The organism is Parvibaculum sp. (genome assembly GCF_019635935.1).
GTDB lineage: Bacteria > Pseudomonadota > Alphaproteobacteria > Parvibaculales > Parvibaculaceae > Parvibaculum.
Genome location: NZ_JAHBYN010000001.1, coordinates 2,284,403 through 2,299,479, shown reverse-complemented (window position 1 = coordinate 2,299,479; position 15,077 = coordinate 2,284,403). Strand labels below are relative to the sequence as shown.

Here is a 15,077-nt window from a genome sequence, read left to right as displayed (position 1 = left end):
CGCTTCATCCCGCAAATGCGGCTTGCGACAAAGCCGTGACAGTTTTTTGACAGATCGATGACAGAGGGCCCTTTTTCGGCCCTCAGGCACCCAGCGCGAAGCCCTCGTAGTCCTTCGCCGCGACCTCGGCAAGCTTCTCGCCATAGACGCCGACACCGCCGGCATAAGGCATGAAGATGCGCGGCTTGCCGGGAATGTTGGCGCCCATGTACCAGGAATTTGCCTGCGGATAGAGCGTCGTCGACGCCACTTCGTTGACGTGTTCGACCCACACGTCTTCGGCATCCTTCGTCGGTTCGATCGAGCGAATGTTTCCTTCCGTCAATCGTCCGATGCATTCGGCGATCCAGTCGACATGCTGCTCAATCGAAACGATCATGTTGGACAGCACCGACGGACTGCCGGGGCCGGTGATGAAAAACAGATTGGGAAATCCGGCCGAGCCGAGACCGAGATAAGTGCGCGGGCCCGCCGCCCATTTTTCGCTGAGCTTCGCGCCGTTGCGTCCGGCAATGTCGATGCTTGTCAGCGCGCCGGTCATCGCATCGAAACCCGTCGCGAAAACGATGCAGTCGACTTCGTATTCCTTGCCGCCGCTGACGATGCCCTTCTTCGTGATGCGTTCGATCGGCGCCTTGCGCACATCGACGAGGTCGACATGCGGCGCGTTGAAGGTTTCGAGATAATGCGTGTCGAGACATAGCCGCTTGACGCCGATCGGATGATCGTTCGGCAGCAGCAGATCGACGACTTCGGGCTTCTCGATCACCTCGCGCATCTTCGCACGCGCGAATTCGGCCGCATAATCATTGGCTTCATGCGTCGCCATCACATCGCCGAAAGCCCCGAGAAAGGCGAAGCCGCCCATGTTCCAGCGGTCGTTGAGCTCGCGCGCGCGATCCTCGGGCGTCATTTCGGCGGCGGGGGTCTCGTTGTATTCGAAGCAGATGATGCCGCCCGCCGTGGTGCGCGCATGCCGGCGATCCTGCATCAGCGTCGCTTTCGACTTCTCGATTTCTTCTTTCGGCAGCGGCCGGTTGCCGGCCGGCAGCGTGAAATTCGCCGTGCGCTGGAACACCGTCAGATGTTTCGCCTGTTCGGCGATCAGCGGGATGCTCTGCACGGCGGACGATCCGGTGCCGATGACGCCGACACGCTTGCCCGAGAAGTCGACTCCTTCTTTCGGCCAGTCGCCGGTGTGATACCAGGGGCCTTCGAATTCATCGATGCCTTCGAAGTCCGGCACGCGCGCGGCCGACAGGCAACCGGTCGCCATGATGCAGAACCGCGCGGCAACGCGGTCGCCGCGATTGGTCGCGACCGACCACAAGCCGGCGCGCTCGTCATAGGTCGCCGCGGCCACGCGCGTCGAAAACCGGATGTCGCGGCGAAGATCGAGCCGGTCGGCGACGTAATTCTGGTAACGCAGGATTTCGGGCTGGGCCGCGTAGCGTTCGGTCCAGGTCCAGTCGCGCTGTATCTCGTCGGAAAAACCGTACTGGTATTCGAGGCTTTCGACATCGCAACGCGCGCCGGGATAACGGTTCCAGTACCAGGTGCCGCCGACGCCGTCGCCGGCCTCGAAGACGCACGCGGTCAAACCGAGACCGCGCAGGCGGTGCAGCATGTACATGCCCGCAAAGCCCGCTCCGACGATAACCGCGTCGAACTCTTTGGTTTCCGCTTGCGCGGACGCACTCGTTTCCTGTGCCATGACCCATCCTCCCGATTTTTTGTTGGAAGGAGTGTAGCCCGGGCGGGGACGCACACAAGAGAGGCGTTTGCGCCGGGTGTTTCTAGGGTGCGACCGTGCTGTCGATCTCGCCGAGAAACCCTACGGCAATTCGCACGCGCTCGCCGGGCTGGAGGTAGCGTTTGGCGGCGCGCTCCTTTGCGATCTGCCGTTCGACGACATGCGCGGTGACCGGCCGGTCCCAACCACCGGCAATCCAGTCCCAGGCGCCCAGCGCCATCGCCGACTTGTCGATGCCCTTGAAAATCGTTCCGTCGGGCGTTCCCGCGAGAATCGCCGTGCGCGCGGGGATGCGGCCATCGGCAATCGGCAACCCGACCATGCGGCCGTCATAGGCCCATGTCGTGTTCTCGCGCGCCTTTGTCTGGCGCAGCAATTCGTCGAAATCCCAGATCGCATCCGATTGGCGCGCCGACTGCTTCAGTTCGCCGTTCCGGTAGAGCCGCAGCTCGACCGCTGCGGCGAAGGCGCGCAGGTCGCGCGGAATGACGAAAAGATTGCCGACCGGCATGAAGCCCGGCGCACTCTTGCCCGTCGTGAAGCCCTTGCCCGAGGTCACGTCGTTCGGATCGATATGCCGCATCAGCGCCGCGCGGTCGGTCACGTCGTTGCACAGCATCAGGCCCGCGCGCGCCGGCGGCGCATCGAGGTCGATCGCGTCCAGCGCCACGAAACAAAGTTCGACTTCATAATCAAGAAGCGCCTCTCCGGCCGGAATATCCGCATTGAATGGCGTCGGAACCACTTCCTTCGGGAAAAGGAAGGGGCCGTCCGTCACCGTCGCTTCCTCGGCATGTTCGGGAAAATTTGTACCGGCCGCGATGTGCGACGCCGTCAGCCGCACGGGGAGCGAGAGGTCCTCCACCGGCAGGTTGACCGTCGCGCCGTTCAATGCCGCCAGGGCGTCGTAGCCATGGCTTCGATAGGCGTCGATCGGGTCGTCGCTGCCGAGCGTTTCCGTCACGTCGATGCCGCTCACCACGCCGCCCGCGTAAGACGAAACGAGCATCAGGCGCGCCCCATCACCGCGCTCGACACGCGCGAAAGTCAGCGCTTCCGCGACAGGCGCGATCTCGACCGAACCGAATTCGGCGCGCGCCGCCGTCGCCGCAAGCAGCGTCATGGCAAGAAGTCCTGCAAACCGTACAATGCCCATTCGTTCTTCCTCATTGGGTCAGCAACACCACGCCGACCGTATTGACGATCGTCAGCACGGTCGCGCCGAAAAGATTGGTGTCGACAAGATAGACCTTCCCGAAAATATTGAAACGGAACGGCTTGATGCCGTTGACGTCTTTCAGCGCGCCGCCATAGACCGGCATGGAGGCGAGCGTCGCAAAAAAGCTCGCTAGCCACACATAGTTGAGCGTCGCCGCCACCCAGATATGGGTCCGGTAGTCGGCGGCGTCCCACCACAGCAGATAAAGGATGACCAGCGAAATGCCGGTCTGGCTCAACACCTGCCACACCACATGAAAGCGCGCATGCGGCGTCCATAGCGGATTGGTCGCATGCGTCTTGTTGAAGTCGGCGAAGATCGGCCCGATGCTGATCATGACGGCAACCAGCGTGAAGAGCAGCCTCGATACCAGCGTTTGATCGAATACCGTTTCCATTTTCTCGCTTCCTCAAATGAGCCCGGGGTAGGAGCCCCCGTCGAGCTGCAGGTTCTGTCCGGAAATGAAGCCCGCCTGGGCGCTGCACAGAAAGGCGCAGGCGTCGCCGAATTCGGCGGGGTCGCCCATTCGTTTGGCGGCGATCGACGCGGCGATTTCGGCGCGCGCCTCCTCGTAGGAAATTTTCTTGAACGCCATGGCGAGCTTTGCCATCTGCTTCTGCCGGTCGGTATCGAAGCGTTCGGGTAGCATGTTGTTGATCGTCACGTTGAAAGGCGCGACTTCGATGGAGAGCGCCTTCGCCATCGCGGTGAGGCCGGAACGCGCCGTCGTCGAGAGCCCCATTGCCGAACGCGGCGCCTTCACCATCGCCGAGGTGATGTTGACGATGCGGCCGAAGCGGCGTTCCTTCATGCCCTCGATCAAGCCCTTGATCATGAACACCGGCGCCAGAAGGTTCGCTTCAAGCGCCGCCTGCCAGTGACTTTCGTCCCATTGCTGAAAGGCGCCGGGCGGCGGACCGTCATTGTTGTTGACGAGAATGTCGGCCTCGGGACACGTGGCGATCAGCGTGGCGCGGCCTTCGGCGGTATTGATGTCGGCGGCAACCGGCGTCACCGAGCCCCTGGCAGTGCGGGCAATGTCACGCGCCGCAAGATCGAGCGTTTCGGCGCTGCGGCCGTTGATCACCACATCGGCGCCCTCGCGCGCCAGCGCTGCCGCGCAGGCCTTGCCGAGCCCGCGCGACGAGGCGCAGACGATGGCCTTGCGTCCGGTCAGTCCGAGATCCATCGCATCCGCTCCTTATCTGGCGAGAATTTGCGCCATCTGCCGTTTCAGAAAATCCGCGGGATCGTTCACCGCCTTGTCGAAGCGGCAGGCGATATGTCGGTCGGGCCGCACAAGCAATGCGCCGTCGGCCGGCAATCCGGTCAGCCGGCTCCAGTCGGTTTCGATGTCGCTGAAGTCGCTTTCGGCGGTGAGCGCGCCGGTGCCCGTCGCGTCGGCCGCCGCGCGCCATGCCGCACCTGCCGGCCCCGCCAGCAGCGTGAAGCGATCGGGGGGGAGCAGCGACAGCAGCGACACACGCGCGCTCTTGTGGACCACCCAGCGATGCGGCACATGCGCGCCCGCGTCCCATGACGGCTCGTAGTTGCTGATGTCGACATCGCACGCGGCCGCAAGATCGGGTGCGCCGATGGTCGCGACCGACGCATAGCGATATCCGAGCTGCAGATTGAAGCTGTCGAAATGCGGCCTTTGCGCTTCGACGGCGGCGGCAAGCTCGGCGGGCGGGCGCGATGCCGTTTCCATGGCCGCGTAGTGCTTTTCGGTTCGCGCCGGGTCCGTGCCGTGGAGCGCGAAAAGCAGATCGAAAAGTTTTCCTGCATTCGCAAGGCTCTGTTCGCTGTTGACCTGCGCCACCGGCCGCCGCTCGATCTCGTAAGTGTCGAGAAGCGCTTCGCCCGCCTCTCCCTTCAGAACGGCGGCAAGTTTCCAGGCGAGGTTCTGCGCGTCGACCGCCCCGGTGTTGAGCCCGAGCCCGCCTGTCGGCGGGAAGCGGTGCGCGGCATCGCCCGCCAGAAAGACGCGGCCTTGGCGGTAGCGCTCCGCGACCTGCGCCGACATCGTCCAGGGACTGATGTTGCGGATTTGCAAGGGCGGCGGCGTCGCGCCGACGGCCGCCTCGATGAGTTTGCGGCAGCGCGCATCGTCGAAACTCTCGCGCGTTTCGGCATCGGGATCGTAGGGATGCATCAGCACCCAGGTGCCGGCGCGATCATAGGCGATGAAGACACCGCCGGTCTTCGGATCGAACAGGAAATAGAGAACGCCGGGCCGCGCATCGGTCAGCGCGCGCAGATCGGCCTCGAAATGAATCATCACGTAGTGTTGCAGGGATGCCGGGCCGTCCATCGCAATGCCGAGCATGTCGCGGAGCGTCGAACCGGCGCCGTCGGCGGCGATCACATAGCTGCAGTCGAGGGTGGTCGTGGAGCCGCCTTCGGTTTCGAGCGTCGCCGTCACGCCCGATGCCCCTTCGACAAGCCCTGAGCAAGCGACACCGCGCGTGAAGACAATGTTGCGGTCGGCCGCGATCGCTTCGGCAAGCGCCGCTTCGAATTTCGGCTGCGGAATGTTGGTCAGCGGAAAAGGCGTGTGGGCAAGCGCGTTATCGTCCTGCCGCTCATAGGGAAGCACGCCGAATTCCGGCCCCGCCAATGTGCCGACGAACCGCACCCAGCCGGCATCGTTGGCGCTGGCGCCCGCGGCGCGCAACCGCGCCGCCGGCACACCGACGCTGTCGCAAATCTCGAGCGTGCGCGGGTTTACCGCATGGGCTTTCGGTGCGGTCGAGGGCTCGCTGCGCCGGTCCACGAGACGCGATGCAATGCCGTGGCGCGACAGCAGCAACGCTGCAAGCTGGCCCACGGGACCGGCGCCGACGATCAGAACAGGGGTTGCGGGCATGCCAATTCCATAAATGAGAGTATTCTCATATTTGAGATACATCTCAAAAACAGCTTTTGTCAATCCTTTATCCCGGTTATTCTCGCGCGGTTGAAACGGGAGCCCGCCTTTTGCACGACAGACATTTTCAGGAATTGAGCGCCGGCCGGGGAAAGCGGGAACGCACGCGCTCGGCGCTGCTCGACGCCGCCGTTTCGGTCGTCGCCGAGAAAGGCATGGACGGCGCGAAGATCACCGACATCACCACGGCCGCAGGCATGGCCAACGGCACGTTCTACAATCACTTTAGCGACAAGGACGAGATTCTGCGCACCGCCGCCTATGGCATCGCCTTCGAAGTCAGCCGGCAGATCGACGCGGAAATGGAAGAGATCGAGGACGCGGCGGCGCGCGTCGTCACCGCGACATCGCGCTTCATCGCCATACTTGCCGCGGCGCCCGACTGGGCGGCCGTACTGCTCGACGGCGCCGATCACCTGCCCGAGATTCGCAAGGACCTCTACAAATATCTGCGCGGCGACATCGAGCGCGGCGTCGCACAGGGAAAATTCGATGTCGAGGTCAACACGTTCCTGCTCGACCAGGTCGTCGCGCTGGTCGCGGTCGCCGTGCGCGTACGCCTCCGCGGCAAACCGGATCCGTCGCTGACGCCGCAGATATGCGAAAGCATCCTTCGCCTTCTCGGCATGCCGCCGGCGCGTGCCCGAAAGGCCTGCAGCCACATCGCATCGCCGCACTAGTGCGGAGCGGGAGACCGAATTCCAGATTTTCCGGGGAAGATTGGTGGTGTTTGCAGTCACGACCTTACATGCCTCGGTTCAAATTCCCTGTTATCAGGGAAAGAACAGGGAAAGTTGCAATTTTTCGACATGGTTTTCGGAAATTCGCCCGGAATTCTCTAAAGATTTCATGGGCTTGGCGAGAAATTCCCTGAACAGCGGAACAGGGAATTTGTTCGGCCGAACAGGGAACTGATTTCAGGAAAACAGGGAAATTCTCGCGCCGATCAGGGAAGGTTCATGTCTGGTGCGCCGGAGCGCGGCGCGTACGCCGCGCATGTCTGTCTATCGGCGCTACTGGCTTGCCTGGAGTCTTCCGGGCACCCGTCGGTGAGGCCGCGATGCGAGGCGAAAGGCGCCGTATCTGATCGACCGCAAAGGCTGCAGATACGTGACCGTAGGTCTTTATGACTTGCGTACAATCTGCGTGCCCCAACTGATCCGCCACGACGAAGGGCGATACACCTGCCATCAGAAGGCCGCTTGCATAGGTGTGACGCAGCTCGTGAAAGACGATAGCAGGGTCGAGACCGGCGTCGGCGGAGACCTTGCGCATTCGGGCGCTATGACCGGTGATCGTCCAGGGCAGACCATCGATCCTTCGGAACACCAGCTGCTTCTCGTCGAGCCCGCGCGTTATGCCCGCGAAGAACTCGACGGCCTCATAGGACAGAATGATATTGCGGCTGCGGCCGGTCTTGGTTGCATGCACGAAGAGACTGCCGGCCTCACTGTTGAATGCGGATCGCCGCATCGCCCGCAGTTCGCCGATCCGGCAGCCTGTGTAGAGGCTCGCGAGAACCAGCGCCTGGAGATCACCCGGGCAGGCGGCAACCAGAGCCGCAATCTCATCCTGGTCAAGGATTCGGGCGCGGGCCTTGCGAACGCCGCGCTGGCAAATGCGACTGCTCGACAAGCCCGATGATCTCAAGCTTCTCAGATACGGGGTACCTCATGCGTCTTCGTCCCATCCGCGATCGTGTTTTTTTGAGCAGACGGTTCTCAAGCGTCAGATCGGCTACGCTTTCCTTCAAAGCGCTGGCTTCGCGGCGCAGATCCTTCACCCTCGTCGGTGGTTGCCGCGCGGGCCGTATCGCCCGCCAGGCGCCGTTTGCCGGCTTCCATGAACTCCTTCGACCCGTGTGTAATACAGACTCTGGGCGATGCCTTCCTTACGGCACAACTCGGCGATTCTGTCCTCGCCGCGCAAGCCTTCCAGCACGATCCTGATCTTGTCTTCAGCCGAGAAATGCCGACGGGTCGCCCGCCGGATATCCTTGGCCACCTGCTCGGCAGGCTTTTTGGGGCTCGAGTATTTGCTTCTCATCTTCGTTCCTTCGTGACTATGATGAGAACCAAATACTCCTTAAACTACACCGTCAAATCTGTGCCATAGGCCCTGACGGGGAACACATGATTCAGAATTCCACCATCCTCATGTGCGTGATGGTGAAGTTGCTCGTCACGGTGCTGCCGGTTCGCCATGTCCGTGGGTCAATCTTGAGTTGGTTGCCGCCCCAGGGATCGTTGGCGATAACAAAATCATTCGGGTCTATTCCAATCGCAAGAATTTTATGGGTGCAGGGGACTTTATCTCCGTCACTATTATAGCAATCGCCGGGGAAGGGGCCGACGAGGATCACCGGATTCCCAGCTGCCATCTGTTCGCGGATAGTCAGAAAGTTCACCCTCGTTTCGCTTGTAGATGCCCCTGCGATTGCTATCGCCCCGACGCTATCACTCCAGTTCGACCGCCCATCAACGACAGCGCCAACGCGATAGCTTGTTCTCCCTCTGGCGTGTTCGATCATTGCGTAAACGGCAGACAGGCAGGTTTCCTTCCATCGCGGCAGGGAGCCGACCACGGTTTCCGCCCAAGCCTGACTTACATACAAGCCAAGATCGGCAGTCTTCTTTTGATCGAACTGCTTGAAAGAATTCATTGATTCTACGATTCCCCGCCATGGCGTTCCGCTTGCCGGGGTTGTCGATCCCGCAGAGGCGGAGCGGGCATAGGTGACGGAAAAATTCTTCTCCACGCGCTGAGTGCCGGCAATGAAGGCAACAGTCCAGTACCAGGCTCCTGCGGGATCGTTGTCGGCGATGAAATTTGGCGACACGGTCGCAGAACGTCCGTCGGAAGCCGGGAGGAATCGCGGCCAATCTCTTGATCCCGGAGTCCAGACCGTGCTGCCGCTATTGGGTCCGCTCCATGACCAGCGAATTTCAGTTACGCGGTCAAGCCCTTCTCCGCTCAAGCGGACCGTCGGAGTGTAGGGCTTGCTCGATGTCGTATAGGTAGAGTCCAACCCGTTGACCTGCAACGCCGCAACCGGCGGCGGCGGGGGCACCACTTGCGGAGATGTGTAGTGCACAGTGAATGATCTTGTGACCTGCTGTCCGTCGTCGGAAACAAAGATAACTTTCCAATGGTATACACCAACAGAATCTCCAGCGGCTACCAGCACCGGACTGACTTCTGCCAATCGATCGTTTTCTCGAACAAGTTTTCCATCGAAATTGTCATCAGATCGCCAAATCGCAGTTCCCGGAAGGTTGGATGGAGAGATCCACAACCACCGGATCTCTTTGATTGAGTTGAACCCGGTTCCGGTGACACTGATGGTCGGCTGAAAAGGTGCCTGCTGCGTGGTGTAGCGCGCCGCCAGTCCGTTGACCGAGAGTGCCGCAACAGGACTACTCGTTGAGGGAGCGGAAGACTGCACTTGGGGCGCCGGCTGCGCAGGGCGTTGTGTCGGCATTTTCTCGCCAGGAGGCGACTGGCCGTTCTTCTGCGCTTTATTGGAAGGCGGTAGTTGAGGAATCTGTAGACCAGTATTCTGAGCAGTGGATCCGCCGGGCGGCGGCGCGCAAGGCTTAGGATATCCGTCGCCAAAGAGCATGTCGTCGGCGACACACTCGACACCTTCACCAATCGACCCCTCAACTTGAAAGGCATAAATATGTCTGTGGGTCAAACTTGATGGAGTCAAAACGTAGCGACCTTCCTCCAGGGGCTTTGCAAGAGTCATAATCGCAACGTTCCGCCTGGTGGCATCAACCTTCACATTCAAACCCGCAAGGCTGAGTATAGAGAACATGTCTGAGGGAGGTGCTGTCGTCCGACCTCCGTCAGCACTGACAGTGTCTGTGGTGCCGATACGCGCAACCCGAGCAATTCGAGGGCTCGAAAATGACCCAAAGGGATTGCCGAAAAGGGGTACGTTTTGAGAAAGCACAGCAACAAACCGGAGGTTTCCGGTCCGAAAAGCAGGGCCCTCGACGGGCCCAATTAATCCTTTCGATCCAAATCCGTATGCAACAACCTCGCCCTTTCGCGCCGTTAGTTGCGTGAGAGTATTACCGTCAAGCACGTAGTAGCCGATTTCTTCCGGAAGGTTTTCAGAGTCAACCTCTGCATTCGCAACGTGCGCACCCAAGCAGCTCACGAGCATTGCGAACAGACAATGTCGCGGCAAGTATCTCTGATTTTGCATGCCATCGTGATCGTTGCGCCTGCCCTGTGCCCAGCCACCTGTGACCCAAAGCGGGGTGCTAGCGAACACCCGATGCAAGCATATCAAACTCGGAAGAAAGGGCATTTGACTCCTTCTCCAACTCTGCAAGCTCATCACGGACACCCGATGCCGACTTCGCGGTTGAATAAGCATCCATTCGATCCGCATGCTGGCGGAGGTCCGCGGCACGAGAGGACAGACGTGCAAGGCGCGACCTTTCCTCGTCCGTCATAGACGAACTTTCTCGTACTCGGCTCTCGAGCTCGGCTATTCGCGCATTTTGTTGAGATATCCGGTTTCGAACTTTGGAAATCTCGAGAGACAATTGGTCTCTTTCTGCTTTCAAAGCATTGCTGCGCGCCTCCAGATCGGCGTTGTGCAGGGCCAGCCGATCTGCTTCGACTTTCCGTTCATGTAGGCGCTCGTCGTACTGTCCGCCAAGAACGCCCGCTACGGCGTTGCCGAACCCGCCCTTGGACGGGTCATTCTCGGCCGCAGTCGTAGCACAAGCGGCAAGGGCAAGAGTCAAGCCGACAGCTAACAAACAGTTGCGCATTTTCTTCTCCCTAGACTGCTCCGCGGGTCGCCGTGAGCTCATTATTGAGTTCCGCCAATCGGCTCGTGTTCGCCTGCATTTCTGCAAGCTCAGTATCCATCTCCGACAGGTTCGAATATGGTTTCTGGTCAGCGATCAACGTCCTTGTTTCCGTGAAAGTAGCGAGCTGCTTGTTTGCGGAGTCGATCGATTCCTGAACAATTTTTTGATCAGCTTCGATCTGAGCAACTTTTCTGCGGTACACCGACTCGTCCACCGTGCCCGCCTTGTACTTTCCGGCAAGCTCGGCCATTTCCAGACGATGTTCGGCGACTACGGTTTCCAGAGAGGCGATAAGGCGTTCTTCCTCAGTGTTCTTCATTCGGAGATCGGCAACTATCGCATTAATCTGGGCCTCACTATTGGCATAGTGCTGCTGTTTGCTTCCCAGATAGCTTCCCGCGAGACCGCCTGCCAGCGCACCTACACCAGCGCCGATCAGTATGTTCTGGCCCCGATTGGCACTATTTCCGACAACGGCACCGAGTATCCCCCCGAGCACCGCGCCGGCCGCCACCCCCTGCCACAGCGTTTTATTGAAGGCAGAAGCGCTGGATCGCATCTCCTGCTGCGCGGGCGTCAACCCGGCTTCGCGTCCGTAGGGGTTTGATGTCAGCCCTCCCCCCGAATACCCCCCGCCGCCGGGTGCCTGACACCCGGCAACGACAATTGCGAAGCTCGCAGCGACGATTACCGGGTAGCGCGCCGTCTTTCGAGCGGACAGATTCAATTTATTGATCATCGTTTCCTCCAATTTTTCTGAGTTCCTGTGACCATTTCTCACGCTCGATTTCATCATTCGAACGAAGCTCCTCAACATGCCCAACAAACAGCTGCGCAAACGGAACCAGGTATCCAAAACCTTTTTCTCTATAATCTACGACTAGTGCTTCCAACTGCGGCGCTATCAGAGTAAGCGGGTAGTCAGACGAAACGCTGTATACGAGGTCGCTGTAGCTCGCGACGGTCGTCTGACTATCCGATCGCAAGGTCACTATACGCCGCTCGCGGCTTTCCATTTCGCTTTGAATTTTCGCAACGACCGCCCTGGCGCTCTGAGCGCGGGCCGCGTCACCAGCGCTTTCTGCCTGCGCGAAAAGCTCCTGCGCCCGGGCAAGATTTTTGTTCATTTCCTGCAAAACGATCTCCGTTCGCGCGATTAGAACGGGATCGGTCTTGACCTTGTTGCCAATGATAGCGCCGGACTGAAGAAGGGCTCTGATCGCCCGGTTGCGGATGTCGTTCTGTATCGTGCGGGCGGATTCCAATTGCAGGATTGCCTGTTCAAGCTGCTGCTTTACGATCTGGTCGTCGGTCCGCTGCGTAACATTGCTCAGCCGTGCAAGCGCCTCGCGCTGGGCGCTCGAACTGTCGGATTCGAGGTCTGGTGCTGGCAGGGCTTTCCATTCCGACTGAATAGCCTGCAGGCGATCGGCGGACACAACAACCGGGACGGACAGGACAAACCGCGCTCCCATATTGGCGACCTTCAGCGCCTCACCCGTTCTGGTGTCGAAGAACTGGTTTTCATTGCGAAGGGCACTCCTCATCTCGCCCTGAGATGTTGCAATGTCCCCGCCCTTTGAGACAAATCCACCTGCCTGACCATGAAGACGTCCGCGACGATTGAGATGAAAAAGATCGAAGGTGATTTCCGATGCGTTCCCGAGAATGTCGTAAAGACCGAGGGGGTTGGGCTTAAGGAGACCGATCGGTCGCAATTTACCGGCGGCAGATTCGCTCCCCTGAAACCAGACATACTCGGAAAGCTGTCCATCGGGCATCGGGAACACGCGTCCGGAAAAATCGGCTTCATCAACAGACAGGCCACCGCGGGCCGCAAACTCCCATTCAATCTCGGTCGGCAATCGGACGAATGCACTTGCGCTACCTTGCTTTGGAAGCACATCCGACGCGTTCTGCATGAGCCATTCAGTATAGATCCGGCCCGCGTTCACCGCATCGAACCAGGATAGCTCGGTCACGGGGAGTCTGAGTGCCGTCGACGGCTTGCTGCACTCGTTCTGCAGGGCGGCATATTGCAGGCGGGTCAGTTCGTATTTGCCGATATAGTAATAGCGCTCGCTGCTCTCGCCCGGATCCGAGAAACTTCCCGCAATATGTTCAAATCTGGGATCCTCCTTATAGGCCACATTTTCCTGACGTAACCCTACACGGACGCGTCGATCATCGAGATACCCGGTGCTCTCCACGGAAACGCGGCGGAACACATAGCTGCCGCCACATGGCATCGGCAAAGCAAGGTCACCCTCAGCCGCCTTGGGGTTGTAGTCCCGTTCCTCCCAGGTGATTTCCTGAGCATCCGCTCCCGTGAAGGTCAGCAATGCCAACAAAAGGCCGAAACACAGGTGAGGGATGCTGCCGAACCTATACATCTGCGAGACCCTCCGCAGGTTCTATCCGGAGCGCCGCCACCCCGGCCCAAAGCGAGGACAGGATTGCAAAGCCCATCGTTGCCAGGCCTGCGACGAGAATATGATGCGGCAGGAGTTGGCTGATGGACTCGCCGGTGCGGATCGTATGACTGAAGATGTCGTTCAGACTTCTGGATACGAAAGTGAAAATTGCGAGTGAAACTGCCAATCCGGAAACTGCGACAATCAGTGCCTGGGTAATGGGAAAGGCCACAATCTCCCGCAAAGGCGCTCCAATAAGACGAAGAACACTCAATTCACGGCGCTTGCGTTGGACATTGGCAGCCAAAATGGAGGCCAACGCCAGGACGAAACCGCCACACGCAACTGCTGCAATGATTGCAAACACGGTGGACAGACTGCGATCAAGGGAGCGCATGGACTCAATGGCCACTGCTTGCGTACGAATATCCAGGTGTTCCGCGACGAGAGCATCCCGAAGGCCGGGAACGTCGTAGATCGACCGCGCATAGAGCCTGAATCGAGGAAAGACACGTTCGTCCGCTACACCCTGCCTGCCCGGCCAGCCGAAACTCTCGACAGCAAGACCATCTCGATACTCTTCCGTGGCAATCAGAAGTTCGAGATCAACAAAGGCCGCAGGCTCGGTTTCCGCCCACGGGGCGGCGACACCGACGACCTCAAGTTCGATAAACTGTGCTTCTGCTGTGTTATCTCTGGTTCTCTGCACACGCGCGCGTAGCGACTGGCCCACCGACGCCTGAAGGCGTTCTGCGGCAAGCGAACTCAGAACAATATGCCGGGGTTCCGTTATCCGGGCTGCCAGATTCTCGAGCAACGGATCGCCGGCCGCCGTCGGGATCATAGATAGCCCACGCACCGTTTTCCGTTTGTCGCGATTTTGAACACTGTTGAAGCTTGCGGCGATCGTTCGAGTGTTCGGCACGACAAACTCGACATCGTCGCGTGTTCTCATTCGGTCAAACCAATCGTACGTCAGCTTCGTACTACTGATGATGACGACCTCCCGATTGCGAACGTCTTCGATAAGACGTTGTGCCATCGTGTCGATCAGCCCAAACTTCAAGCTGAAAAGGATGAGAAGGGGTGCCAGAACGGCCACCAATGCGAGCACGGTGCAACTCGTCATCAGGAGTTCACTCGCCGCATCCTTTGCAGCAATCCACGCTACTGTGTGCCTCGCAAAGCCGCTCATGCCGCCACCAGCGTAGAAACGACGGACTCTCTCGTTGCTTCGATCTCGTGATACAGACTGACAAAGTCCGACCGCCTTACTCTGCCCCAGTCGTGACTTGCGACCACAAGAGCTGCGTTCGTTTCCTCCACCAGCTCGACAAGAAGATCGAAGATGCCATCGGCGGTCAGCGGATCAACTGAGGCGGTCGGCTCATCGGCCAAGATGAGATCGGGCGCGTTTATGAGTGCTCGAGCAATGGCGACGCGTTGCCGCTGTCCGACCGATACCTGCCCCGGACGCCGGCGGAGAATTCCCTCAATCCCCAGCCTTGCCGCGAGCGACAACGCCCGCTCCCGTTCGTCGTGCCCCACAAGCAATGCCGGCAGCAGGATATTCTCCAGGACCGACAAGCAGGAAATGAGACCGCCCTGTTGCAAGATGACCCCAATGTGCCGCCGTCGAAGTCCCGCCATCCAATCCGCCTTTCGTCTGCGCCAGAGGTCGATGACGTTCACTGCGTCATCGTCCGGACGAAAGACAAACTGCCCTTCCATGTCGGGCCTCAAGGCCATTGCGGCCAGCGCGAGAAAAGTGCTCTTGCCGCTTCCGCTAGCCCCGATCAGCGCATAAGCCTGACCTCTCCGGATTTCGATATCCGGTACCCGCAAAATGAAACTGCGTCCCTTTTCCGCAGATCGACGTGTCTTTACGAGGTTCCGCATGATGAGCAAACGGGTCGTTTCCAACCCT

General features: G+C 59.8%; 13 protein-coding genes and 1 pseudogene. 1 reads left to right on the top strand and 13 read right to left on the bottom strand.

Going from position 1 to position 15,077, the window contains the following annotated elements; translation table 11 throughout:
- Positions 1-82 precede the first annotated feature (82 nt).
- The 5 genes from KF719_RS11400 to KF719_RS11380 form a co-directional block, all read right to left on the bottom strand.
- Positions 83-1,714: an NAD(P)/FAD-dependent oxidoreductase gene (locus KF719_RS11400; RefSeq protein WP_293508833.1), complete on the bottom strand. Its 1,632-nt coding sequence runs from the start codon at positions 1,712-1,714 to the stop codon at positions 83-85.
- Between the two features lie 82 nt (positions 1,715-1,796).
- The gene (locus tag KF719_RS11395; protein ID WP_293508832.1) at positions 1,797-2,909 is read right to left on the bottom strand and encodes a fumarylacetoacetate hydrolase family protein; all 1,113 of its coding nucleotides are present in this window, start codon (positions 2,907-2,909) and stop codon (positions 1,797-1,799) included.
- A 10-nt stretch (positions 2,910-2,919) separates the two neighbouring features.
- Positions 2,920-3,369 carry a DUF6640 family protein gene (locus tag KF719_RS11390; protein ID WP_293508831.1) on the bottom strand — a complete coding sequence of 150 codons (450 nt, stop codon included), beginning with the start codon at positions 3,367-3,369 and terminating at the stop codon, positions 2,920-2,922.
- A 12-nt stretch (positions 3,370-3,381) separates the two neighbouring features.
- A complete protein-coding gene (locus tag KF719_RS11385; protein ID WP_293508830.1) occupies positions 3,382-4,161 on the bottom strand; it encodes an SDR family oxidoreductase in 780 nt (259 codons plus the stop codon).
- 12 nt (positions 4,162-4,173) lie between these two features.
- Positions 4,174-5,841, bottom strand: coding sequence for an FAD-dependent monooxygenase (locus tag KF719_RS11380; RefSeq protein WP_293508829.1), 1,668 nt, complete (start codon positions 5,839-5,841; stop codon positions 4,174-4,176).
- Between the two features lie 110 nt (positions 5,842-5,951).
- Here KF719_RS11380 and KF719_RS11375 point away from each other — a divergent pair, with 110 nt between their 5' ends.
- Positions 5,952-6,581, top strand: a complete 630-nt coding sequence (locus tag KF719_RS11375) for a TetR/AcrR family transcriptional regulator (RefSeq protein ID WP_293508828.1) — start codon at positions 5,952-5,954, stop codon at positions 6,579-6,581.
- Between the two features lie 277 nt (positions 6,582-6,858).
- On the opposite strand, the gene KF719_RS11370 is transcribed toward KF719_RS11375, so the two are convergent.
- From KF719_RS11370 to KF719_RS11335, 8 genes and pseudogenes are all read right to left on the bottom strand, one after another.
- The gene (locus KF719_RS11370; RefSeq protein ID WP_293508827.1) at positions 6,859-7,536 is read right to left on the bottom strand and encodes a site-specific integrase; all 678 of its coding nucleotides are present in this window, start codon (positions 7,534-7,536) and stop codon (positions 6,859-6,861) included.
- Positions 7,502-7,947 (bottom strand): annotated as a pseudogene (locus KF719_RS11365) (transposase); the annotation flags it as partial. The pseudogene KF719_RS11365 and the gene KF719_RS11370, both read right to left, overlap by 35 nt.
- Positions 7,948-8,038: 91 nt before the next feature.
- On the bottom strand, positions 8,039-9,652 hold the full coding sequence (locus KF719_RS11360) for a hypothetical protein (RefSeq protein ID WP_293508826.1): 1,614 nt from the start codon (positions 9,650-9,652) through the stop codon (positions 8,039-8,041).
- A 523-nt stretch (positions 9,653-10,175) separates the two neighbouring features.
- Positions 10,176-10,694: a hypothetical protein gene (locus KF719_RS11355; protein ID WP_293508825.1), complete on the bottom strand. Its 519-nt coding sequence runs from the start codon at positions 10,692-10,694 to the stop codon at positions 10,176-10,178.
- 10 nt (positions 10,695-10,704) lie between these two features.
- A complete protein-coding gene (locus KF719_RS11350; RefSeq protein ID WP_293508824.1) occupies positions 10,705-11,475 on the bottom strand; it encodes a YMGG-like glycine zipper-containing protein in 771 nt (256 codons plus the stop codon).
- Entirely contained in the window at positions 11,465-13,129 is a 1,665-nt protein-coding gene (locus KF719_RS11345; RefSeq protein ID WP_293508823.1) for an SUMF1/EgtB/PvdO family nonheme iron enzyme, read from the bottom strand. The genes KF719_RS11350 and KF719_RS11345 overlap by 11 nt, the downstream gene beginning before the upstream one ends.
- Positions 13,122-14,345 (bottom strand): ABC transporter permease, encoded by a 1,224-nt coding sequence (locus KF719_RS11340; RefSeq protein ID WP_293508822.1) that lies wholly within the window; start codon positions 14,343-14,345, stop codon positions 13,122-13,124. Before KF719_RS11340 ends, KF719_RS11345 begins: the two co-directional genes overlap by 8 nt.
- Positions 14,342-15,073, bottom strand: coding sequence for an ATP-binding cassette domain-containing protein (locus tag KF719_RS11335; protein WP_293508821.1), 732 nt, complete (start codon positions 15,071-15,073; stop codon positions 14,342-14,344). Before KF719_RS11335 ends, KF719_RS11340 begins: the two co-directional genes overlap by 4 nt.
- Positions 15,074-15,077: the final 4 nt, after the last annotated feature.

Coding starts and splice junctions, on each gene's coding strand:
- KF719_RS11390 (WP_293508831.1), bottom strand. CDS start 3,369: ATGGAAACGGTATTCGATCAAACGCTGGTATCGAGGCTGCTCTTCACG.
- KF719_RS11355 (WP_293508825.1), bottom strand. CDS start 10,694: ATGCGCAACTGTTTGTTAGCTGTCGGCTTGACTCTTGCCCTTGCCGCT.
- KF719_RS11395 (WP_293508832.1), bottom strand. CDS start 2,909: ATGGGCATTGTACGGTTTGCAGGACTTCTTGCCATGACGCTGCTTGCG.
- KF719_RS11400 (WP_293508833.1), bottom strand. CDS start 1,714: ATGGCACAGGAAACGAGTGCGTCCGCGCAAGCGGAAACCAAAGAGTTC.
- KF719_RS11340 (WP_293508822.1), bottom strand. CDS start 14,345: ATGAGCGGCTTTGCGAGGCACACAGTAGCGTGGATTGCTGCAAAGGAT.
- KF719_RS11345 (WP_293508823.1), bottom strand. CDS start 13,129: ATGTATAGGTTCGGCAGCATCCCTCACCTGTGTTTCGGCCTTTTGTTG.
- KF719_RS11380 (WP_293508829.1), bottom strand. CDS start 5,841: ATGCCCGCAACCCCTGTTCTGATCGTCGGCGCCGGTCCCGTGGGCCAG.
- KF719_RS11350 (WP_293508824.1), bottom strand. CDS start 11,475: ATGATCAATAAATTGAATCTGTCCGCTCGAAAGACGGCGCGCTACCCG.
- KF719_RS11385 (WP_293508830.1), bottom strand. CDS start 4,161: ATGGATCTCGGACTGACCGGACGCAAGGCCATCGTCTGCGCCTCGTCG.
- KF719_RS11360 (WP_293508826.1), bottom strand. CDS start 9,652: ATGACTCTTGCAAAGCCCCTGGAGGAAGGTCGCTACGTTTTGACTCCA.